The organism is Bradyrhizobium sp. USDA 4502, from assembly GCF_054063355.1.
This window is the reverse complement of the sequence record NZ_JBSSGF010000001.1, coordinates 1,183,469-1,206,170: the sequence shown is the minus strand read 5'-3', so window position 1 is coordinate 1,206,170 and position 22,702 is coordinate 1,183,469. Positions and strand designations below refer to the sequence as shown.

Below are 22,702 nucleotides of genomic sequence, written 5' to 3'. Positions count from 1 at the left end.
TCGACCGAGTCGGTACTAGGGTGTTTCCTTGCGCGTTTGCGTTTGGATACCATCCCGCGATCTTCCTGGATTTCGTAGTTCAGACGAACTGGCGATCCACTCGAGCTTAACGCGGTACATCATGAACGTGTCCCTGACCCAGCCGGGCCAGGGATTCTCGATTTGAAGGACGGGTCACAAGAATGAACAGATCAGCAGCAAAGAAGATGAAGCAGCGCAGTGCCGGCAAGCCGGACATTGAGTTGGGCAAGCGGATTCGCCTGCGCCGTGTCGAGCAAAAGATCTCGCAGGCCGAACTCGGCGACAAGCTTGGTGTCAGCTTCCAGCAGGTTCAAAAATACGAGAAGGGCGTCAACCGTGTCGGCGCTGCCCGCCTTCAACAGATCGCGACCGCGCTGGATGTGCCGGTCACCTTCTTCTACGACGGCGACAATAAGGCCCGCGAAGTCGAGAGCCTGCTGTTCCTCGACAGCGCGTTCAGCCTCCGGTTGCTGCGCGCCTACAGCAAGATCAAGGATCAGACGGTGCAACGTCAGCTGGTGTCGCTGATGGAATCGATCGCCGCCAACGAAGACTGAGCGCGGATCGGGTCGCGTCACCGCGAACGCGATCCCACCACACCGCAACGGCCGGTCACCGGCCGCTGCGGCTGCACACGCCGGTCGGGCCAGGAAGACGTCGAAGCGCTGCCATCGCCGATGGCGGCGCTTTTTCTTGAGGCGCGGCTGTCTTTCAAGATTTTGTGATCCAGGCGGATAGCTTCAGTCCCCGCCGGATGCGCGGTCATGAAGCGGCGACGAGCATCGCGTCATGATCTCGCCGCTCCACGTGAGCATGATCTTCGCGCATGCGCGCCGCGCTTTTCCAGCTCGCGCTTCGACTGCTCATCTCGCGGAGCGCATGCGCGCGCAATGCGTCGCTATTCTGTCGCGCGGCCAATTGTCGCCCGCGCATCAGGCGACCTCATAACTCCCGCATTTCCTCAGTTGAACCGGCGTCGCCAGAACCAAGTGCACGAGCCTGTCTTTTTTGTCGCAGCAACGAAGTGGCCCGCATGGACGTTCTCAGGCTTCAACCAAGGAGATCTCGATGAATATCAAGCTTGCCGTTATTGGACTCGCCGCGCTTGGAAGCGCAGCGTTGATGTCCGGCGCGGCATCCGCGATGCCCAACGGGCTTCCGCAAGCCGGTCACATCGCGGGCGAAACGTCCAATGTCGACAAGGTGCGCCAGGTCTGCGATCGCTGGGGCCGCTGCTATTGGCGACCGGGCGCATACGGCTACTACGGACCGCGCCATCACGGATGGCATCATCGTCCGCAATTCCACCATCGCCCGCATCATTACGGGCACCGCCCTCATCACGGCGGACATCATGGTGGCCATCACGGCGGACACCATCGCTAATCATCAGCGAGGGGGCTTCGGCCCCCTCACCCTTCCGCGCTAGAGCGCTGCCAATACCGCCTTCGCGACATCGGTCGTGCCGTTGCTGCCGCCGAACTCAAACGGCTTGATGCCGTCGGCGTAGACCTTGTCGACCGCGCGCTCGATCCGCTCGCCGGCCTCGGCGGCGCTTTCGAGTCCATGCTTGTCGGCGAGCCAGTCCAGCATCATCGCGGCCGACAGGATCATCGCGGTCGGATTGGCCATGCCCTGCCCCATGATGTCGGGCGCCGTGCCATGACACGGCTGAAACACCGCGTAGCGGTCGCCGATGTCGGCTGACGGCGCCATGCCCATGCCGCCGATCAGACCGGCGGTGAGATCGGACAGGATGTCGCCGAACATGTTCTCGGTCACCATGACGTCGAAGTCCCACGGACGCTTCACCAGCGCAGCCGCGGCCGCATCGATGTAGAGGTGGTCGGCCCTGACGTCGGGATGACGCTTCGCAGTCTCATCGAAGATGTTCCGGAAGAATGCGAACGCCTTGAACACGTTCGCCTTGTCGACGCAGGTCAGCCCGCCATTGACCTTGCCGCGCGCCTTGCGGCGTTCGGCGAGCCGGAACGAGAACTCGAACAGCCGCTCGGAGGTGTGGCGCGTGATCACCATCGTCTCGCGCGCCTCGCTGTCGGTGACGACGCCCTTGCCCATCGAGGCGAACAGGCCCTCGGTCGATTCCCTGATCACGACGAGGTCGATACCCCGCTGGTCGGCGCCGACGATCGTGCTCGATACGCCGGGGATCAACCGCGCGGGCCGCACGCCGGCATAGAGATCGAAGATCATGCGCAACTCGATCTGCGGCGCGATCTCGGTGTTGTCGGGATAGCGCACCGACGGCAGGCCGCAGGCGCCGAGCAGGATCGCATCGGCCTCCTCGCACAGCCGGATCGTGCTCTCCGGCATCGACTTGCCGGTTTCCTTGTAATGGCCCGCGCCGGCCGGCGCCTCGGTGAAGCGGAATTTGAGACCGGCCGACGCCTCGATCTTGCGCAGCACGTCGAGTGCCGGCGCCATCACTTCGGGGCCGATGCCGTCGCCACCGAGGACGGCGATGTGAAGTGCGTTGTTGGCGGACATGAGAATCTCCGGAGCTCAACAGTCATTCCGGGGCGATGCGAAGCATCGAACCCGGAATCTCGAGATTCCGGGTCTGGTGCTGCGCACCATCCCGGAATGACGGTGAGTTGATCTACGGCGTCAGCACCGCGCGGCCGACCAGCTGGCCCTTCTGCAGATTGGTCAGCGCCTCGTTCGCCTTTGCCAGCGGCATCGGCGTGACCGGGATCGCCGGAATCTTCTTGGTCCGCACCAGGTCGAGCAGCTCTTGGGTCTCGCGCAGATTGCCGACATAGCTGCCCTGGATGGTGACCGCCTTGATCGGGATCAGCGGCAGCGCCCAGGGCGCGCCGCCGCCGAACAGGCCGACGATCACGAGCTTGCCGCCCTTGGTCAGGCAGTCGAAGCCGAGCTGCGAGGTCTGGGCGTTGCCGACCAGATCGATCGCGGCACGGATCGGCTGGCCGGCCTTCTTGACAAGCTGTTCCAGCGCGTCGGGCGCCTTGCCGTCGACGGTCGCGAGCGCGCCTGCGGCTTCGGCCGCCTCGCGCTTCCTGGCGTCGATATCGACCACGATCGCGCCCTTGCCGCCCATCGCCTTCAACAGCGAGAGCGCCATCAGCCCGAGACCGCCGGCGCCGAAGATCACGATCGGTGTGTCGAGATCCTTCTCGACCTTCTTCAGCGCGCTGTAGGTCGTGACACCGGAGCAGGCATAGGGCGCGGCCGTGACGGGATCGAGCCCCTTGAGGTTGAGCAGATACTTCGGATGCGGCACCGTCATGTGGTCGGCGTAGCCGCCGTCGCAATAGACACCGAGCGCATTCGGCTTGATTGCGCACATGTTCTCGTCGCCGCCGAGGCAGGTCGGGCACTTGCCGCAGCCGAGCCAGGGATAGGCCAGCGCGACATCGCCGACCTTGAGGCCGCCCTTGTCGGCGTCCTTGACGTCGGGCCCGAAGGCCACGATCTCGCCGACCGTCTCATGGCCCATTGTGCGCGGCAGCGAGACGCCGCGATCCTTCAGCGACAGCGGCTTGCGGCCGTGGCCGAGATCATAGCCGCCCTCCCAGATATGCAGGTCGCTGTGGCAGACGCCGGCGGCCTTGACCTTGATCAGCACCTGCGTGCCCGACGGCTGTGGCGTCGGCTGATCGACCTCCTTCAAGGGGGCGTTGAAATCGACGACCTGGAAACTCTTCATCGCTGTTCTCCCGTAGCTTGTTCTTGCGGCGGACCTTGCCACGCCTGCCCGTCCGGGACAAACGCGGTGTCGGCCTCCGGATATTTAGATCAGGGGATGATGGCAAGCCGCGAACTGGCCGGGCGCAACCACGCGCAGTTCCGGCACTTCGCTGGCGCAGCGCGCGTCGGCCCGCGGGCAACGGGTGCGGAAGCGGCAGCCGGAGGGCGGCGCAATCGGCGACGGCGGCTCGCCGACCGGCACGCTTTGGGTCGGACGGACATCCGGATCCGGCACCGGGATCGCCTCGATCAGCAGCGCGGTATAGGGATGCGCCGGCCGTGCAAACAACTGCTCCGACGGGCCGACCTCGCAGAGCCGGCCGAGATACATCACCGCGACGCGATCCGAGACCGCCTTCACCACGGCAAGGTCATGGGCGATGAACAGCAGGGTCAGGCCGTAGCGCGCCTTCATCTCCTCCAGCAGATTGAGGATCTGGGCGCGGATCGAGACATCGAGCGCGGACACCGGCTCGTCGCAGATCACGAATTCCGGATTGAGCACCAGCGAGCGGGCGATGCAGATGCGCTGGCATTGTCCGCCGGAGAATTCATGCGGCAGGCGTCCGCTCACCAGCGCCGGATCGAGGCCGACCGCCGACAGCACGTCACTGACGCGCCGCCGGCGTTCCTCGGGATCCTTGACGCCCGCGATCACCAGCGGCTCGGCGACGATGTCGCCGATCCGCCGCCGCGGATTGAGCGAGGCAATCGGGTCCTGGAAGATCAGCTGCACGCGCCGGCGCATCTTGCGCAGCGGCTCGCCCTTCAGCGTGGTGAGATCGTGCCCATCGAACAGCACCTTGCCGGAGACGGCCTGGCGCAATTGCAGCACCGCGCGGCCAAGGGTGGACTTGCCGCAGCCGGATTCGCCGACCAGCCCCAGCGTCTCGCCGCGCGCGATCTCGAGACTGACATCGGAGACGGCATGGATGGTCTTGCCTCCCACCGAATATTCGACGACGAGGTTTTCCACCTTCATCAGCGGATCGGGTGCTGCCTGCAGCATCATGCGCGGACCCCCGCGGTGATCGGATGGAAGCAGGCGTAGAGATGCTCCGGCGTTTCGGCCCGGCTGAGCTGCGGCTTCTCCGCGCCGCAGCGCTCCGCGGAATAGCGGCAGCGCGGCGAGAACGAGCAGCCCTTGAGCGGCCGGGTCGGATCGGGCGGCCGCCCCGAAATCGCCGGCAGCGGCGTATGCGGCGCGACGTCGAGCTTCGGCAGCGCGGCGAGCAGCGCCTCGGTGTAGGGCATCCGCATCTGCTTGAACAAGGCAGGCGTCGGCGCGCGTTCGACGACGCGTCCGGCATACATCACCGCGACCTCGTCGGTGCGGCCGGCGACCACGCCGAGGTCATGCGTGATGATGATCATCGCCATGTGACGGCGCTGCTGCTCGCGCGCCAAGAGATCGAGGATCTGCGCCTGGATCGTGACGTCGAGCGCGGTGGTCGGCTCGTCCGCGATCAGGAGCTGTGGCTCGCAGGACAGTGCCACCGCAATCGCGACGCGCTGGCGCATGCCACCGGAGAGCTGGTGCGGATATTGCGCGAGGCGCTGCTCGGGCGCGGGAATGCCGACCGCCGCCAACAGTTCGATGCTGCGCTGCCGGGCCTCGGCAAGATCGAGCTCGAGATGTTCCACAATGGTCTCGATCAGCTGGGTGCCGATGGTCAGCACCGGATTGAGCGAGGTCATCGGGTCCTGGAACACGACCGCCAGCGAGCGGCCGCGCAGCTTGCGCAATTTCTCGGCCGGGAGTTTCGTCAGGTCCTGCCCGTCGAACATCACGCGGCCGGACAGTTTCGCCTTCTTGGGCAACAGCTGCAGGATCGCGCGCGACAGCATGGTCTTGCCGCACCCGGACTCGCCGACGATGCCGAGCGTCCTGCCGGCGCCGACGGCGAGATCGACATGATCCACCGCCCGCAGATTGCCGCGCGGCGTCGGCAGGTCGACCACCGCATTCTCGACCGAGAGCAGCGTCCGGCTCATAGCGCCCCCTGCCTGGGATCGGTCAGCGCACGCATCGTATCGCCGATCAGGTTGAACGAGAGCACGGTCAGGAACATCGCGATCGCCGGAATGAAGGCGAGCCGCGGCGCCACCTCGAGGCTCTCACGCCCCTCCCCGATCATGCTGCCCCAGCTCGAGATCGGCGGCGGCACGCCGAGGCCGAGGAACGACAGCGAGCCCTCGACCACGATGGTGACGGCGACGCCGAGCAGAAAGAAGGCGAGCAGCGGCAGCATCACATTGGGCAGCAGCTCGCGCAGCAGGATGCGCGCATGCGTGGCGCCGAGCGCCTGCGCCGCGATGACGAATTCGCGCCGCGCCAGCGACAAGGTCGCCGCCCGCGCCACCCGCATGAAGGCTGGAATGCCGAGCACGCCGATGATGCAGGTCAGATTGAAGATCGACTGGCCGAGATAGGCGGTGACCGCAAGCGCCAGGATCAGCGGCGGGAACGCCAGCAGCACGTCCATGCTGCCGACCACGAAGGATTCGAAACGGCCGCGGAAATAGCCCGCGAGCATGCCGAGCGCGCCGCCGATGGTGACACCGATCATCGGTGCGCAGAGGCCGACGATCAGCGAGATGCGCGCGCCATAGATCAACCGCGACAGCTCGTCACGGCCGAGACCGTCGGTGCCGAGCCAATGCTCGGCGGAGATCGGCGCCCGCCGCTCCAGCATGTCCATGTCGGTCGGGCTCGGCAGCGGCAGCAGGTCGGCAAAGATCGCGACCGTGAACACCAGCGCCATCCAGCCGATCGCGATCCAGAACAGCATGCCGAGCCCGCGGCGGCGCCGAGCCGGCGTCGCACCGGCCTCTTCCTCGAGGCTGAGCTCAAGCGTGGCCATGGCGAATCCTCGGATCGAGAAGGGCGTAGAGCATGTCGACGATGAAATTCATGATCACGAAGCCCGCGGCAACCAGCAGCACCACGCCCTGCAGGATGATCAGATCGCGGGTATAGATCGCGCCGACCAGGAGGCGGCCGATCCCCGGCAAGGCGAAGATCGACTCGACGATGACGGCGCCACCGATCAGGCGGCCGATATTGATGCCGGTGATGGTGACGAGCGTCAGCGACGACGGCTTCAGTGCGTGCACGAACAGGATGCGCGACGGCTTGAGGCCCTTCGCCTTGGCGAGCGCGATGTAGTCCTCCTGCAGCGCCGCGATCATGTCGGAGCGCAGCACGCGCATGATGCCCGGCCATTCCGCAAGCCCGAGCGTCAACGCCGGCAGCACCATGAAGCGCAGATTGGCGACCGGGTCCTCGGTGAACGGCACGTAGCCGGTCGCCGGCAGCAGGCGCAGCTCGACCGCAAACAGATAGATCAGCAGGATCGCGGACAGGAAGGTCGGCACCGACAGCATGCCGAAGGCCGAGCCAGTCATGAAGCGGTCGAACGCGCTGCCGGCCTTGGCCGCGCAGGCGATCGCCAGCGGCACGCCGATCACGAGCCCGATCAGCTCGGCCAGGATCATCAGCTCGAACGAGACCGGGACGCGGTCGCTGACAGCCTGCAGCACCGTCTGCCCGGTGCGGAAGGATCGTCCGAAATCACCCTGCAGGATGTGCCACAGCCAGCCGAGGTAGCGCAGCCAGATCGGCTGATCGAGCCCCATGTCGTGACGCAGGGCCGCGACGTTCTCCGGCGTCGCCTGGTCGCCGAGGATCACATAGGCCAGATCGCCGGGCAACAGCGAGGCGATCACGAAAGTCAGGACCGAGACCGCGATCAGCACCGGTACCAGGTACAGGAGCCTGCGCGCGACGAAGAACAGCATGAAAGGCTATTCCTTCCAGGCGTCGGAGACGTCGAGCACCCCGTTGAACATCTTCGGCACGCCCTTCACCTTCGCGCTCGAGATTGCGTAGTAGGTGTTCTGGAAAGTCCAGAACCAGATTGCTTCCTTGTTGATCAGGCGGCTGATCGCGCAATAGTCCTCGGTGCGCTGGGCGACGTCGGCCGTGGTCCGCGCATGCTCCAGCAACCGGTCCAGCTCTGGATTGGAGTAGTTCGCGAGCGCCACCGGGCTGCCGGTGTGGAAATTGGCGTACATCTGCGGATCGGGATCGGCGAGATCGACGATGCGCCACGGCGTGAGCTGGAACTGGCGCATGAAGGCGCGCGGCGGAATGGTTGCCTGATCGACCTGCTCGATCTCCATGTTGGCGCCGATGCGCTTCCAGAATTGCTGCAGCACCTGGCCGCCGGTGCGGCCGCGCGGCGTCGCCGTGACCAGCATCTTGAATTCGACCGGCTTGCCGTAATCCTTGATCAACGCCTTGGCCTTTTCGACATCGTAGGGCAGCGCGCCGTCATCCTTGCACTTCACCCAGGACCCGTCGCCGTAGGGATTGCTGGCCGGTCGCGCCAGGCCATTGGTAATCGCCTGCGACATCTTCGTGCGGTCGAGCGCCATCACCAGCGCCTGACGCACGCGCACGTCGTCGAACGGCGGGACCTTGGTGTTGAAGGCAGCGACTGCAGCCCCCGAGCCTTCATAGGTATGCACGGTCAGGCTCGTGTCCTTGCGCGCCCTGATGATGTTGTCGGCATCGGCTTCGTCGTCCCAGATGATGTCGGCCTCGCCCGATTGCAGCGAGGCAAAGCGCGACTGTGCATCCGGCAAGGGCTTCAGGACGATGCGGTCGAGATACGGCTTGCCCTTGTTCCAGTAGTCCGGGTTCTTCTCGAGCACCATGCGGTCGCCGGCGGTCCAGGACTTCAGGATGTAGGGACCGGTGCCGACCGGGTTGCGGTTGTAGTCGTCGCCCTTGGTCTTCCATGCGGTCGGCGACTGCATGACGTTGTTGGAGCTTTGAATGGTCTGCGTCGCCGGGAAGTTCACGGCCGGGTCGCTGAAATTATAGACCACCGTCAGGTCGTCGACCGGGTTCACGCTGATGATGTTCGTGATGTAGAAGGCGCAACGGCATTTGTTGGCGGGATCCTTCTGGCGGTCGAAATTCTCCTTCACAGCCTTCGCGTTGAATGGCGTGCCGTCATGGAATTTGACGCCTGGCCGCAGCTTGATGGTCCAGGTCTTGAAGTCTTCCGAATGCTCCCATGACAGCGCGAGCTTCGGCTTCACCTCGCCCTTGTCGTCGAGTGTGGTCAGCGTGTCGAAGATTGCGGCCGCCGCGGTATTGGCTGAGGTGTCGTAGACGCCGACCTTGAGCGGGTCGAAGCCGGGAATGTCGAGTTCCTGGCCAACGTTGAGCGTGCCGCCCAGCTTCTGCGCATTGGCCGATGCAGCGAATGCCGCGGCACTGAATCCCGCCACAAGAAATATGCGCGCAACGGCGTGCGCGCGCCCGACCAGCTTCATCAATGCTCCCTCCCAGGTGGGCGACGTCCGGTGTTCCGGATCGTCGTCTGTTGGGCGGCAGATTGTCCGGAATCGCCGCGCGCGACAAGACCGTAATGCGGATGAAAAGCCGCAGGCTTAATGACGCGCCGTCTTTGCCGGTTGCGCCGCGAAGCCTGCGATCTGATCCTCGGAGAGCCCGATCTCCTTCAGATAGGACAGCGTGTGCTCGCCGAGCGTCGACATCCGCTTGCGCGCACCGACCGCAGCGCCGGACATGCGGAACGGCAGATTGAGCACCTTGAAGCTGCCGCCGCCGTCCGCAACCTCGGCCAGCGCGCCGCGATGGGCGATTTGCGGATCGGCGAGCGCCTCGCGCACGGTGCGATAGGCCGATGACGGCACGCCATATTCATTGAGTGCGGCAAGGCAGGCCTGCGTGCTGACCGAGCTCGACCACGCCTCCACGCCCTCCATCAGGCCCGCCCAGTTCTCCCGCCGATCGGAATATTTGGCGAAGCGCGGATCGGACACCCAATCGGGACGACCGATCACCTGCATCAGGTTCTGGAACGTCTTCTCGCTGGCGATCGCCACCATCACGTAGCCGTCGGTGGTCTCGATCGGGCCGAACATCGGGCGCTGGGTTTGCTTCACCTCGAATTGCGACCATTGCAACTCGTTCAGGGTCAGGCTCAGCATCGATTCCAGCATCGAGACGTCGATGTGCTGGCCCTTGCCGCTGGCGGCGCGCTGGTAGAGCGCCGCCGAGATCGCACCGAAGGCGTAAACGCCGGTCAGCACATCGGCGTGGTAGATGCCGCAATAATCCGGCCGGCTGCGGCCCGGTTGGTAGGCGAGATGCGCCATCTCGTAGCCCGAGGCGGCATGGATCACCGGCGCATAGGCCGGCAATTCCGCCGACGGGCCGGTCTGACCGTAGCCGGAGATCGAGCAAAAGATCAGTTTTGGATTGATGTCGCGGATAGAGGCATAGTCGAGCTTCAGCCGCCGCATCACGCCGGGACGGAAATTCTCCACCAGCACGTCGGCGGTGGCGATCAGCCGGCGCACGACTTCGACGCCGGCCGGCGACTTCAGGTCGAGCACGAGGCTGTTCTTGCCGATATTGAGCTGGCCGAACGCCGTCGAGCAATTGTTGCGCACCGGCGGCCGCGTCCGCATCGTCTCGCCCTCGGCGGGCTCGATCTTGATCACCTCCGCGCCCATGTCGGCGAGCATCCGCGTGCAATGAGGTCCGGCGATCGTGGTCGAAAAATCGAGCACGCGAAGGCCGTCGAAGCTCCGTGTCAAATTCCCCTCATCGTCAGCGGCTATGGTCGTCGGCAAGGCTTCCTCCACCTTCGTCATTGGTTGTTCGGCGTCGCGTGACCCTAAAGTGAGCCGCCGTGGCAGGAAAGCGTCTCGTCCAGACCGGGAGCGCGGGCCGTCTTGCATTTTACTCAAAGGCAGATTGGACCCGATCTTGCATAGCCATGTCACGGGCTGGAACGAGGGCGCTTGTTGAAGGTCTTATTCGTCACGACGGAGATGGACGATTTCGTCCGCGTGGGCGGGCTCGCCGCCGTTTCCGCCGCCCTTCCACGGGCGCTCCGCCCGTGGAGCGACGTCAGGATCATGCTTCCCGGCTACCGGGATGTGGTCGAACAGTTCACGCATATTGAAATCGTTGGGCAATGCCGAGCGCTCGCCGAGATGCCGGCCTGCACGCTCGGGCTTGCGTCGACCAGGGACGGACTTCCGGTCTATGTGCTGCTGTGCCCGCAACTCTACGAGAGGCCGGGCAATCCCTATGGCGATGAGTCCGGCCGCGACTGGCCCGACAACGACATCCGCTTCGGCCGCTTTGCCTCCGCCGCTGCCGAACTTGCAGCCGGGATGCTGGACAAGAATTGGGCAGCGGACCTCGTACACGCCAACGATTGGCAGGCGGCGCTCACACCGGCCTACCTCGCCTGGCGCAACGCGCGGATTCCGTCGATCCTCACCATCCACAATCTCGCCTATCAGGGCCTGTTTCCGAAGGACTCGCTGCGGCGGATCGGCGCACCGGAAAGCTCATTCCACATCGACGGGCTGGAGTTCTACGACAAGCTCTCCTTCCTCAAGGGCGGCCTCGTCTACGCCTCGCATCTGACTACGGTCAGCGCGACCTACGCCAGGGAGATCACAACCGCGGAGCTCGGCTGCGGTCTGGAAGGCCTGCTCCGCGTGCGCTCCGACGCCGACCAGCTGACCGGCATCCTGAACGGCATCGACGAGAGTTGGGATCCGCGCCATTGCGCGCAGCTCGCACAGCCGTTCGGCTCCGGCGACTGGAAGGGCAAGCAGGCCAACGCCGACTATGTCCGCCGCCAGTTCGGGCTTGCGGTCTCGCGCGGGCCGATCTTTGGCCTCGTCGCACGCCTCGTGCATCAGAAGGGCGTCGACCTCGTGCTATCCGCCGCCGACGAGATCGTCAGGGACGGCGGACAGATCGTCGTCACCGGCAGCGGCGAGCCGGCCATCGAGGATGCGCTGGTGGCCGCGCATCGCCGCCGGCCCGATGCGATCGGCGTGATCATCGGCTTCAACGATGGGCAGGCGCGCCGAATCTTCGCCGGCAGCGATTTCACCCTGATGCCGTCGCGCTTCGAGCCCTGCGGCCTCAGCCAGATGTATGCGCAGCGCTTCGGCTCGCTGCCGATCGGCCACCAGACCGGCGGGCTTGCGGAAACCATCGCCGACGGCGAGACCGGCTTCCTGTTCGCGCAGCCGTCGGCGGAATCCTTCCTCGGCGGCGTCAGGCGCGCCTTCGACGCCTACCGCGCCAAGGACCGGCTCAACGCCATGCGCTCCAGCGCGATGGCCAAGTCCTACAGCTGGGACCTGTCGGCCGCCTGCTATGGTGCGCTGTACAAAAGGCTGATCATGCCGCGCGTGATGGCGTAGGCGGCTCGCCTCGCGGGCTTGTGAAGCCCGGCGGTTGTGGGATCCCACCGGCCCGGTAACAATCGGGTCATTGCACCGAACCTTTCAGGCAATCACGTCGCCACACGGCTGGACGACGACGCATGCGTGAAATTGCGAATGATGACTTTTGGCCAAACGCGATTGCGATGGAGGAACATCATGGACGTCAACGAAGAGCGCCTCAATTCATTCATGGGAAAGATGATCGGCGATGTCGGCGCGGCGATGAATGCCTCGTTGATGCTGCTGGGCGACAAGCTCGGGCTGTACAGGGCCCTCGCGCAGGGCGGGCCGATGAATGCCGCGGCCCTGGCCAAGGCAACGGGAACGGCCGAGCGCTACATCCAGGAGTGGCTGTCGGCGCAGGCGGCCTCCGGCTACATCGAGTACGACAAGGCATCCGGAAAATTCTCGATGCTGCCCGAGCAGGCGCTCGCGCTGGCCGACGAGGACAGCCCGGTCTTCCTCGGCGCCGTCGGAAGCCTGGTCGGCGCGACCTTTCTCGACGAGCCAAAAATTACCGACGCCTTCAAGACCGGCAAAGGCGTCGGCTGGAACAGGCGCAGCGAGTGCCTGTTCTGCGGCACCGCCCGCTTCTTCCGCACCAGCTACAAGCACTATCTGGTGCAGGAATGGCTGCCGGCGCTCGAGGGCGTCGTCGACAAGCTGAAGAAAGGCGCCGTCGTCGCCGACGTCGGCTGCGGGCACGGCGTCTCGACGCGATTGATGGCGGAGGCGTTTCCAAAATCAACCTTCTACGGCTTTGATTATCACGAGGGCTCGATCGAGGCGGCGCGGAAGTCCGCGCGGGAGGCGGGATTGTCGGACCGCGTTCATTTCGAAACGCATTCCGCCAAGACATTCCCGGCCAAGGGCTATGACCTCGTGTGCTTCTTCGACTGCCTGCACGACATGGGCGATCCGGTCGGCGCCCTCAAGCATACCCGCTCCACCCTCGCCGACGACGGCACCTGCATGCTGATCGAGCCGTTCGCCAACGACCGGCTCGAGGACAACCTCAATCCGATCGGGCGCGTCTACTACGCCGCCTCGACGATGATCTGCACGCCGGCGTCGCTGGACCAGGAGGTCGGGCTCGCGCTCGGCGCGCAGGCCGGAGAGGCAAGACTGCGCGAGGTGGCGCGCCAAGGCGGCTTCTCGCGGTTCCGCCGCGCCGCGGAGACGCCGTTCAACCTGATCCTGGAAGCTCGCCCGTAAGATGGGCAACCGCACAATGCGATTGGGCGGCGGCATCACGCCGCCGCCCAACGCTGCAATGCCGATCTGACGCCGCGGCCGCTCGTTGCGGCCTGCGTCCTCGACGCTCCGTTACCAGTCCTGTTGCGATTGCCAGAAGTACTGGCCGCCGCGCCGGCGCGGATTGGCCGCTTGCGGATTGCCGTAAATCTGGGGATTGCTGTATTGGGGACTGCCATACGGGGTGCCGTATTGGGTGCCCGATTGGGGATTCCAGCTGCGCTGAGAGAAGAAGCCGAAACCGTCGTCGTCCCTGCTCGCAACCATGTCGTCGGTCATCATGGGCCGGGTCGGCTTGCGTGTGATGAAACCGCCCTGGGGCTGGTTGCTCAGAACCGCGACGAACTCGGTGCGATAGTTGGTCTCGGCGCTCAATGGCTCGTCCGAGATGATGATCGAAGAGCGCGCAACGGCGGTCGTCGCGATGCGATCCAGCACATCCTGCGGGATGGTGACACGATCGAGCGCATTCCTGGCGTTGTCGCCATCGTCGATCGACACCTCGGTCCAGCGCAGGCCGCCGGCGTCGTTGCGCGCCATCGCCGTGTAGATGTGCGTGCCGATCGGTTTGTCCGGATCGCGGATGGTTACGGGAACCTCGATGCTCGAGTCGAACACCTCGCCGCCATCAGCCCATGGCTTGTGGGTGTTGCGCCGAACGTAAAGCTTCTGCGTCGCGCGGCTGATGTAGACGGACACCGGCTCCAGCGCGAGCTTCGCCTCGGTCGCCGCCTTCTGGGTATCCGCCTTCTTGGTCTCGGCCGCCTTGGCGGCGTCCTTGGCGGCGGCTGCGGCGTCGAGCTTCGGCTTGGCGTCGCCCTGGGCGGCCTCGAACTGCGTGGTCGCTTCGGCGGCCTTGGCCACCGCCTTCTGCTTCAGATCCTCGGCGCGCGCCTTGGCCTGGTCGGTCTTGGCCGCAGCGAGCGTCTTGTCGGCCAACGCAACCGCAGCGTCGGCACGGGTCTTGATCTGCTGCAATTTGCGCAGCGACGCAGGCGTGAACAGTGCGGCCTCCTTGGTCGCGGCTATCGAAACCTTCTTCGCCTCGTCGGCCGCCTTGGCGGCATCCGCGGCCTCGCGGCCGAGCTTCTCGGCGCGCGCTGGCGCCGCCGCAATGGCTTGCGCGTTCGGCACGAACAGCGCCGGATGGGTGAAATCGACCGGGGCCGGATCGTTCGGCGCGATGATCACCCGCATGCCGATCCTGGTCTTGTCGAACAGCTTCTCGGCAAAATCGTAGGGCATCCGCACGCAGCCGTGGGAGGCCGCATATCCCGGCAGCGGTCCGCCATGCAGCGCGATGCCGTTCCAGGTGATGCGCTGCATGTTGGGCATCCAGGCATCGTCATAGAGGGTCGAGTGGTGGTCCTTGTCCTTCTCGATCAGCGCAAAGACGCCGGCCGGCGTCTCGCGTCCCTTGACACCGCTCGACACCGGCGCCCGGTAGATCCAGCCCTCGGCGTCGTAGAGCGTCACCTTCTGGGCCTTGATCGACACGATCGCCATGATCGGCTCGCCAGCGGTGCGCGGCGCGGTCGCCTCGACGGCTGCCGCGGGACGCTGCTCTTTCGCCGCGACGCCGCCGGTCAGTGACGCAAGTGTGACCATCGCTGCGAAAGTCACAAAGGCGGGTTGGCCCCAACGCCGCATCGCTCCGGTGGTTTGCGCCGTCGTCGTTCGATGTACCATGCCGCTCCTCGGTCGAAATGCCTGCCCGCGCTCCGTCAATCCCGTACCAGACCGCGATTTTGGATTGATTAATCGCCGCCACGGTCCAACGCGCGAACTCGCTCCTGGGGACCATCGGACTCGTTCCAGCAGCAAATCACTTATGTATTCACTCATATATGACGGCACATGCAGGAGAAAGGGTGCCGCGCAGCAAAACCGGCCGGTAGCCGCATCCCGGGTCTGGTCGGCGGCCCAATTGTGCCGCGGTTGCGCCCTGCCATCATGCCGTCCGCCGCGTTTCCGGCATCACCAGCCAGACCACGAACAGCCCGAATGCGGCGATCCCGGCCAGCCCCATGAAGGCCGTGCTGCTGCCGAGCTTGTCGCTGACATAGCCAGCCAGCACCGTGCTGAGCGACGCGCCAATGCCGACCGCGGTGCCGACAATGCCCTGCGCGAGATTGAAATGGCCGCTGCCGAAGGCGATGTCGGCCACGATCAGCGGCACCATCACGCTGAAGATCGCCGCGGTGATGCCGTCGAAAATCTGCACGATGACCAGCAGATAGGGATCACGCACGGTTGCAAACAAAAGGCCGCGGACCGCCAGCGCGACGAATGCGATCAGGAGCAGCGGCCGCCGGCCCCGGATCTGGGCTATGCGGCCGACCGAGGGCGAGGACAAAGCGACGATCGCCTGCGGCACAATGATGCAGGCCGCGATCAGGACCGGCGCCCATTGGCTCGACCGTGTCGTCACCACGCCCGCCATCAAGGGCAGCATCGCGGCATTGGCGAGTTGGAACAGCATCATCGCGCCGGCAAAGATCAGGAGCGGCCGCTGCCGCACCAGCGCGAACACGCTGGTGGCGCGCTTGTCGGGGACTTCCCGTTTCACCTCGCCATGGGCCTGCGCGATGTCGATCTCGCGCTCGCGGATCCGGGCCAGCGACAACAGCGTCGGGATCGCCAGGATGAAGGTGACGAGGAACACCGAGCGGCTCGACAGCAGATAACCGCAGGCGCCCATCAGTGCCGCGGCCGAGCCGCTGCCGAGCGAGGCGAAGCGCGCATTGCGGCCGAGTCGCTCGCCGATCGCAAGCGGCCCGACCAGACCAAGGCTGATCGCGGCGATCGCTGGACCGAGCACGCAGCTTGCTAGCGCGTGCAGCGTCGCGGCGAGCGTCACCACGGGAAAGATCGGCCAGAGCGCATAGGCCAGCGCGCTGGCGCCGATCGCGGCCACCGCGCAGCCCGCAACGACCCGCTCCGAGCGCGCCGCATCGACGATCGCTCCGCCGGGCATCTGGCCCAAGAGGCCGATGATGCCGCCGATCGAGAGCACGAAGCCGATCTCGACCTGGGTCCATTTCTGCGTCGTCAGATAGACCGCGACGAACGGGCCGAAGCCGGTCTGCACGTCGGCCAGGAAGAAGATGAACCAGTCGAGGCCGCGCTGGCTTTCCCGCGACGGCCCGCGCGGTTCCTCCGGAGTGGGCTGATCGGGGACAATTGACACAACGTTGGTGCTGCCGGCTGATCGCTCGCCACGATCGTCGCCAACCGTCTCTAAAGAAGAGTTCGGACGCGCGACCAGCTCTACCCCCCTAATGTTCGTAATCCCATGGATGCAGGCTTCCCGCCGCCCCCAGCACGATCAGCGGCGTATCTTCCTTGTACTCCGGCGCAGCGCTCACCTGCTGCTTGTTGAGGTCCAGCGTGATGCTGTCGCTCTTGCTGGAAACACCGGCGAAACGCAGCGCGTTCCAATCGACCACGATCTTGCGGCTGCCGACGCCGAGGAAGCCGCCGAAATCGATCACTGCGGCGCGGACCTTGCCGTCGCGGTCGACAATGACGTCGACGATACGGCCCATGTTCTCATTGGCGGAACTGCGAACGTCGCGCCCGAGAATGCCGTGCGCATCGCGAGCACCGATCACGGTCACCGACGGCGGCGGCGACGGTTCCTTGGACGATTCCTTTGAGGGCTCCTTCGGCGTCGCAGAGGCTGCTGGCGGCGCCTGGGCTGCCGGCGGCGCAGGAGTTGCTGGCGTTGCTGGCGGCGCCTGCACGGCCGGCGGCGATGGTGCAGGCGCCGGCGCTTCGTCGTCGGCGGCCCGGACACCCGCGCATGCCAGCAGCGCCGCTGCGACCAGCATCATCATCCTCGGACGCATGTTACTCTCCCCGCGATTTCCCGGCGCACGCATGCCGCGCGACGACGCTCAATGCGTCAGCACGATAGACACCTGGATCTGGCCGCGCGTTCGCAACACTTCGAGCGACACCTCGTCGTCATGGCGGCGCAGCCTCAGATCGACACTGGAAGCGCCGAGCCTGAGGTCGCGCAGCACCACGTCGTTGAGGAACTCCGGCAGCCGCGGATCGCGCAAGCGAATCTCGCCGCGCGCGGTGTCGAACTCGAGGCCGAGCGCAGCCTCCAGCAGCGTGAACGGCGTCGCGCTCGCCCAAGCCTGCGGTGCACAGGCCACGGGATAGAGCACCGGGCCGCGCCGGCGCTCGCGGCGGAAGCCGCAGAACAATTCCGGCAGCCGCCGCAGTTCCATATAGCTCGCGGCGTCGAACAGGCCCTTGAACAGATGCGCGACCGAATGCTTGAGGCCGTAGCGGGCAAATCCGAGCGCGATCAGCGCATTGTCATGCGGCCAGATCGAGCCGTCGTGATAGGACATCGGGTTGTAGCGCACTTCGCCCGCGGCGACGGTGCGGATGCCCCAGCCCGAAAAGAACTTCTGGCTCATCAGGTCGGCGGCGACCCGTCGCGCGCGGTCTTCCCGCACCATGCCGGAAAACAATGTCTGGCCGGCATTCGAGGTGCGCACCTTGCACGGCTGCTTGGCGCCGTCGAGCGCGACCGCATAGGTGCCGAGCTCCTCGCACCAAAATGCTTCCTCGAACCGCTCGCGCAGCCGCTCGGCCTCGGCTTCCAGCTTCGCAGCCTTGTCGGCAAAGCCGAGCTTGCGCGCCGCGCGCGCGGCAAGCTGCTTGCCGGCAAACACGTAGCCCTGCACTTCCGCCAGCGCGATATTGCCCTCGGCAAGCGTTCCGTCGGCGTGGAAGATGGCGTCGAACGAATCCTTCCAGCCTTGATTGCGCAGCCCCTCCTCGGTGGCGCGCTGATATTCGACGAAGCCGTCACGATCGGGATCGCCCGGGCCGTCGATCCATTGCAAGCCGGCCTCGACCGCGGGCCACAGCTCGCGCAGCGTGTCCAAATCGCCGGTGCGCTCCAGATAGAGCCCGGCGAGCAGCACGAACAGCGGAGTCGAATCGACGCTGCCGTAATAATGCGCGAACGGCACCTCACGAAGCGCGGCCATCTCGCCACCGCGCATCTCGTGCAGGATCTTGCCAGGCGCGGCATCGGCCAGCGGATCGACCGCCTTGGCCTGGAACAGCGCGAGCCGCTTCAGCACGCCCTTGGCGATCCGCGGATCGACCCACAGCATCTGCAACGCGGTGATCAGTCCGTCTCGGCCGAACGTCGTCGAATACCAGGGAATGCCGGCATAGGGGTAACGGCCCTGCGGCGTCTCCGTCATCAGCATGTTGAGGTCGGCCATCGCCTGGCACAGCACCTCGTTGAAGATGTTGTTCGAGGTTTCGATGCTGGCTGCGCCGGCCGACGAGGTCCGCATCTCGCGGCGGTGCGCCAGCAGCCCGCGGAAGAACGGCACCGGCTTCTGCATGATCGGCTTGTTGCAGGAGACCGCGACGAACAGCGACGTGACCTGCCCGGGCTCGAGATCGAAATGATAGGTCGCCGCGTTGACCGACAGCCGCGTCGGCCGCGGATCGAAATGCAGCGCGGTGATCCGCGTCTGCTCGTCGAGGCCGCAATATTCCAGCACCACGTCGGTCGGGCCGAGCAGCTTGCTCGAACCGATGCCCCGCCGCGGCCGGCGCTCGCCGCGCACCTCGAACAGATCGGCAAAGTCGTTGTCGAACAGCAGCGTGAGATCGAAGCTCGCGGCATGGTCGCCGTGATTCTGCAGGCCGATGCGCTGATAGGCCGTGCCGCGCCACAGGAAGATCGAGCGCACGATGTGCAGCGTGTCCTTCGGCAGCGTGAGGCGGTCGTCGCGATAGACGTCGGAATTGGTAAGGTCGACCGTCAGCGCCGAATTGTCGTCGCGCATGTTGGAGCCGAGCAGGAGCGGCTGCACGTCCTCCAGCACCATTTCCAGCCGCGCCAGGTAGCGGGTGTCGGCGTTGAACAGGCCGTCCGGCCCGCCGGCCGAGGCGCCGATGTCGCCATGGCTGTCGAGCACGATGAAGGTGTCGTCATGCTTGAGCGAGCGCCGCGGCCGCGCCGCGGGCCCGGTCATCGGAATGTAGAACGGCGATTCGGCGACGTGCTCCGTGATGCGAGCGGTGATGATCTGCGTAACGACGTCAGCTGCCATCTGAACCTCTGGCGACTTTGCTTGGCCCGTATCCTGGTTCGAACGAACGCACCGGAACGCACAAACGCACTTGACGACGCGGGGTCAGGCCGCGCTGGTGGAAAGGCGGCCCATCTCGCGCGCGACCAGGTCGCGGTAGGGGCCCCTTCCCTTCACGAGGATATCGGGCGGACCGTCCTCGACGATCCGGCCGCCCTGCAGCACAAGCACGCGGTCGAAGCTGCGCAACGTCGCGAGGCGGTGCGCGATCGCGACCACGGTACGCCCGCGCATCAGCCGCGACAACGCCTCGCGGATCGCCTCCTCGGAGTCGGCATCGAGCGCCGCGGTGGCCTCGTCGAGCAGCAGGATCGGCGCATCCTTCAGGAAGGCGCGCGCGATCGCGATGCGCTGGCGCTGGCCGCCGGAGACCTTGACGCCGCGATCGCCGACGATGGTGTTCATGCCCTCGGGCAAAGTTTCGATGAAGTCGCAGCGCGCCGCGATCGCCGCCCGCAGCACCTCGTCGTCGGTGGCGTCCGGCCGGCCGTAGCGGATGTTCTCCAGGATCGAACGGTGGAACAGCGAGATATCCTGCGGCACCACCGAGATTGCCGCGCGCAGGCTCTGCTGGGTGACGCGCGAGATGTCCTGGCCGTCGACGGTGATGTTGCCCTGCTCAACGTCGTAGAAGCGCTGCAGAAGGGTAAACAGTGTTGACTTGCCGCCACCGGAGTGGCCGACCAGGCCGACCCGCTGGCCGGGCTGGATGCGCAGGCTGAAGCGCTCGAACACCTGCAGGCCGCCGGGATAGCGGAACGAGACATTGTTGAAGGCGATCGCGGCGCCGCTCTTCACCAGCGCCTCGGCCTCCGGATGGTCCTTCAGCTCGTGCGGCTGCAACAGCGTCGCCAGCGCCTCGGTCAGGCGCGCGACATGCTGGGTGACGTCGACCAGCGCGACCGCGAGATCGCGGGTGGCGCTGAGGATCGAGATGCCGAGCGTGCAGACCAGCACCACGTCGCCGGTGGTCGCCGCGCCCTGCTGCCAGAGACTGAGCGCCCAGGCCAGCATCGCGATCGTCAGGATGACGGTCACGCCGGCGTGAATGAGACGAAGCTTCTCGAGGTAGCGCAGGGAACGGCCACGCGCGACGAGTTCCCGATTGACGGTCGCATCGAAGCGTTCGTGCTCATAGCCGAGGCCGCAGAACGCGCGTACCAGCGGCAGGTTGTTGATGACGTCGACCATTTCGCCGTCCACGGCAGCAGCCCTGTTGGCGAAATCGTCATGCAGCGGCCGGCCGGCGGCGGCGATGCGGAACATGGCCACCACCATGGTTCCCGCGATCAAGATCAGCACTGCTGACATTGTCACGCTGACTGTTCCAACCAGGGCGATCGCCGCGAAGGTCGCGATGCAGGGCGGCAACACGTTCCATACGAACATATTCTCGACGGTGAACACCGCGTTCGAGGTCGCCGTGATCCGGCTGGTCAGCATGCCCGGCAGCCGGTCCGTGAAATAGCTCGGCGCGTGGCCGGTGAGATGGCGGAACATGTCGCGGCGAAGATCGCCGGTGACGCTGACAAAGGTGTAGCTCGCGGTCCAGCTCGCGATCCGCCACAGGAAGTTGTCGGCTGCAATCAGTGACATGAGCAGAGCGAATGCCAGCCATACGCCGTTCGCGGCCGACGGCCCTGCCGACAGCGCATCGACCAGATTCTTCACGCCGTATTGCGTGCCTACCGAGCAGGCAACCGCCGCAACAACGGCTGACAAAATCACAACATGCGACGGCAGACGCCGGCGCAGATAGCGCAACACAAAGGGAAACGGACGATGCGCGTATCCTGACAGATGGTCCATGACGTCCTGCAAAGCTGTTGAAGGTGAACGAGAAAATTCTAGTCGAAGCTCTCGCGCACGATGACGTGAAGGGCGGCGGTGGGATTCCTTGATGCAGCCATCACTGCGCAACAATTTTGCAACGCTGGCATAGGCAAAACCGTGTTGGAGCGTGATGGCATCAGCAAGACCACAGTGTGATCGAAGAAAGAAGCGGCAGATCTCCCACATCTAAGGAACCTCGCACGTGCGAGAACGTTCCCGTCTTTGGCATGTCGGTGCCATCTGAGGGCTGAGGGTAGTTCATTCCACATTACAAACAGGAGACGGAGAGATGCGCATCGCGCAGGTTGCCCCGCTGACGGAGGCTGTTCCCCCCAAGCTCTACGGCGGCACCGAACGGGTCGTGCACTGGCTGACCGAAGAACTTGTAACACTTGGACATGACGTGACGTTGTTCGCCAGTGGCGATTCTCAAACCTCCGCGAAGCTCGATGCGACCTGGCCGAAGGCACTGCGGCTCGACGGCTCGGTCCGCGATCCCAATGCGCTCCACATGGTGATGCTGGAACGCGTGCGGCAGAAGGCCGACGACGAGGAGTTCGACTTCCTGCACTGCCATCTCGACTATTATCCGTGGTCGCTGTTCGCGCGGCAGCCGACGCCGTTCGTCACCACATTGCACGGACGGCTCGACCTGCCGGAGCATCAGCCGGTCTTCAACACCTTCCCGAAGATTCCGGTGATCTCGATCTCCAACGCGCAGCGGCGGCCGGTGCCGCAGGCGCATTGGGTGCGCACCATCCATCACGGCCTGCCGGAGAATCTGCTGACGCCGCAACCGGCGAAGCCGTCTTATCTCGCGGTACTCGGGCGCATCGCGCCGGAGAAAGGCGTCGATCGCGCGATCAAGATCGCAACCCGCTGCGGCATTCCGCTGAAGATCGCGGCCAAGGTCGATCGTGCCGACCAGGAATATTACGATGAGTTGATCAAGCCGCTGATCACCAGCAACCCGTTGGTCGAGTTCATCGGCGAAATCAGCGACCGCGAGAAGCCGGATTTTCTCAGCGGCGCGATCGGGCTCCTGGTTCCGATCGACTGGCCGGAGCCGTTCGGCCTCGTGATGATCGAAGCGATGGCCTGCGGCACGCCCGTCATCGCCTATAACCGCGGCTCGGTGCCGGAGATCATCGAGGATGGCCTGACCGGCTTCATCGTCGAGGACGAGATCAGTGCGATCTCCTCCGTCGGCCGCCTAGGAACGCTCAATCGCGACGCGATCCGCAAGCAGTTCGAGACCCGCTTCACCGCGCGGCGCATGGCGCTCGACTATCTCGCCGCCTTCCGCGGCCTGATGGAAGCCGAGCCGCGCTTCAAACTGGTGGCCAGCGCGGAGTAGCAGTTGCAGCAGCCGATCGAATGATCCGGCGGGCCGGCCGGCACCATCCGTGCCGGTTCGT

General features: G+C 65.4%; 18 protein-coding genes. 5 read left to right on the top strand and 13 right to left on the bottom strand.

Annotation, left to right across the window (positions count from 1 at the left end; all coding sequences use genetic code 11):
* The first annotated feature begins 182 nt into the window (after positions 1-182).
* Both ACVW1B_RS05390 and ACVW1B_RS05385 read left to right on the top strand, forming a co-directional pair.
* Positions 183-578, top strand: coding sequence for a helix-turn-helix domain-containing protein (locus ACVW1B_RS05390; RefSeq protein ID WP_016844123.1), 396 nt, complete (start codon positions 183-185; stop codon positions 576-578).
* A gap of 511 nt (positions 579-1,089) precedes the next feature.
* Positions 1,090-1,407 (top strand): hypothetical protein, encoded by a 318-nt coding sequence (locus ACVW1B_RS05385; RefSeq protein ID WP_076827027.1) that lies wholly within the window; start codon positions 1,090-1,092, stop codon positions 1,405-1,407.
* Between the two features lie 39 nt (positions 1,408-1,446).
* Here ACVW1B_RS05385 and ACVW1B_RS05380 read toward each other — a convergent pair whose 3' ends face one another.
* The 8 genes from ACVW1B_RS05380 to ACVW1B_RS05345 all read right to left on the bottom strand — a co-directional run bounded on the left by ACVW1B_RS05380 (position 1,447) and on the right by ACVW1B_RS05345 (position 10,452).
* Entirely contained in the window at positions 1,447-2,529 is a 1,083-nt protein-coding gene (locus tag ACVW1B_RS05380) for an isocitrate/isopropylmalate dehydrogenase family protein (RefSeq protein WP_456781275.1), read from the bottom strand.
* A gap of 112 nt (positions 2,530-2,641) precedes the next feature.
* The gene (locus ACVW1B_RS05375; protein ID WP_028334327.1) at positions 2,642-3,712 is read right to left on the bottom strand and encodes an alcohol dehydrogenase; all 1,071 of its coding nucleotides are present in this window, start codon (positions 3,710-3,712) and stop codon (positions 2,642-2,644) included.
* 84 nt (positions 3,713-3,796) lie between these two features.
* Positions 3,797-4,765: an ABC transporter ATP-binding protein gene (locus tag ACVW1B_RS05370; protein ID WP_057017523.1), complete on the bottom strand. Its 969-nt coding sequence runs from the start codon at positions 4,763-4,765 to the stop codon at positions 3,797-3,799.
* Positions 4,762-5,748, bottom strand: a complete 987-nt coding sequence (locus ACVW1B_RS05365) for an ABC transporter ATP-binding protein (protein ID WP_057017524.1) — start codon at positions 5,746-5,748, stop codon at positions 4,762-4,764. The genes ACVW1B_RS05370 and ACVW1B_RS05365 overlap by 4 nt, the downstream gene beginning before the upstream one ends.
* Positions 5,745-6,617 (bottom strand): ABC transporter permease, encoded by an 873-nt coding sequence (locus ACVW1B_RS05360; RefSeq protein WP_456821299.1) that lies wholly within the window; start codon positions 6,615-6,617, stop codon positions 5,745-5,747. Before ACVW1B_RS05360 ends, ACVW1B_RS05365 begins: the two co-directional genes overlap by 4 nt.
* Complete coding sequence (locus ACVW1B_RS05355) at positions 6,604-7,554, bottom strand: ABC transporter permease (RefSeq protein ID WP_456781276.1); 951 nt, start codon at positions 7,552-7,554, stop codon at positions 6,604-6,606. Before ACVW1B_RS05355 ends, ACVW1B_RS05360 begins: the two co-directional genes overlap by 14 nt.
* A 6-nt stretch (positions 7,555-7,560) precedes the next feature.
* Complete coding sequence (locus ACVW1B_RS05350) at positions 7,561-9,102, bottom strand: ABC transporter substrate-binding protein (protein ID WP_456781277.1); 1,542 nt, start codon at positions 9,100-9,102, stop codon at positions 7,561-7,563.
* A 117-nt stretch (positions 9,103-9,219) separates the two neighbouring features.
* Positions 9,220-10,452, bottom strand: a complete 1,233-nt coding sequence (locus ACVW1B_RS05345) for a CaiB/BaiF CoA transferase family protein (protein WP_456781278.1) — start codon at positions 10,450-10,452, stop codon at positions 9,220-9,222.
* A gap of 153 nt (positions 10,453-10,605) precedes the next feature.
* On the opposite strand from ACVW1B_RS05345, the gene glgA reads away from it, so the two are divergent.
* Together glgA and ACVW1B_RS05335 are read left to right on the top strand one after the other, a co-directional pair.
* Complete coding sequence (glgA, locus tag ACVW1B_RS05340; RefSeq protein WP_057017576.1) at positions 10,606-12,033, top strand: glycogen synthase GlgA; 1,428 nt, start codon at positions 10,606-10,608, stop codon at positions 12,031-12,033.
* A 180-nt stretch (positions 12,034-12,213) separates the two neighbouring features.
* A complete protein-coding gene (locus ACVW1B_RS05335; protein WP_057017529.1) occupies positions 12,214-13,272 on the top strand; it encodes a class I SAM-dependent methyltransferase in 1,059 nt (352 codons plus the stop codon).
* 111 nt (positions 13,273-13,383) lie between these two features.
* Here the strand turns inward: ACVW1B_RS05335 and ACVW1B_RS05330 are convergent, their stop codons facing one another.
* The 5 genes from ACVW1B_RS05330 to ACVW1B_RS05310 all read right to left on the bottom strand — a co-directional run bounded on the left by ACVW1B_RS05330 (position 13,384) and on the right by ACVW1B_RS05310 (position 21,260).
* On the bottom strand, positions 13,384-15,000 hold the full coding sequence (locus tag ACVW1B_RS05330; protein ID WP_456781280.1) for a L,D-transpeptidase family protein: 1,617 nt from the start codon (positions 14,998-15,000) through the stop codon (positions 13,384-13,386).
* Between the two features lie 262 nt (positions 15,001-15,262).
* Positions 15,263-16,501, bottom strand: a complete 1,239-nt coding sequence (locus ACVW1B_RS05325; RefSeq protein WP_456821298.1) for an MFS transporter — start codon at positions 16,499-16,501, stop codon at positions 15,263-15,265.
* An 88-nt stretch (positions 16,502-16,589) separates the two neighbouring features.
* Positions 16,590-17,162 carry a PRC-barrel domain-containing protein gene (locus tag ACVW1B_RS05320; RefSeq protein ID WP_456821297.1) on the bottom strand — a complete coding sequence of 191 codons (573 nt, stop codon included), beginning with the start codon at positions 17,160-17,162 and terminating at the stop codon, positions 16,590-16,592.
* Positions 17,163-17,210: 48 nt separating this feature from the next.
* On the bottom strand, positions 17,211-19,412 hold the full coding sequence (locus ACVW1B_RS05315; RefSeq protein WP_092082668.1) for an amylo-alpha-1,6-glucosidase: 2,202 nt from the start codon (positions 19,410-19,412) through the stop codon (positions 17,211-17,213).
* 84 nt (positions 19,413-19,496) lie between these two features.
* A complete protein-coding gene (locus ACVW1B_RS05310) occupies positions 19,497-21,260 on the bottom strand; it encodes an ABC transporter ATP-binding protein (RefSeq protein ID WP_076827043.1) in 1,764 nt (587 codons plus the stop codon).
* A gap of 313 nt (positions 21,261-21,573) precedes the next feature.
* On the opposite strand from ACVW1B_RS05310, the gene ACVW1B_RS05305 reads away from it, so the two are divergent.
* Positions 21,574-22,641, top strand: a complete 1,068-nt coding sequence (locus ACVW1B_RS05305; RefSeq protein WP_092082663.1) for a glycosyltransferase family 4 protein — start codon at positions 21,574-21,576, stop codon at positions 22,639-22,641.
* Positions 22,642-22,702 lie beyond the last annotated feature (61 nt).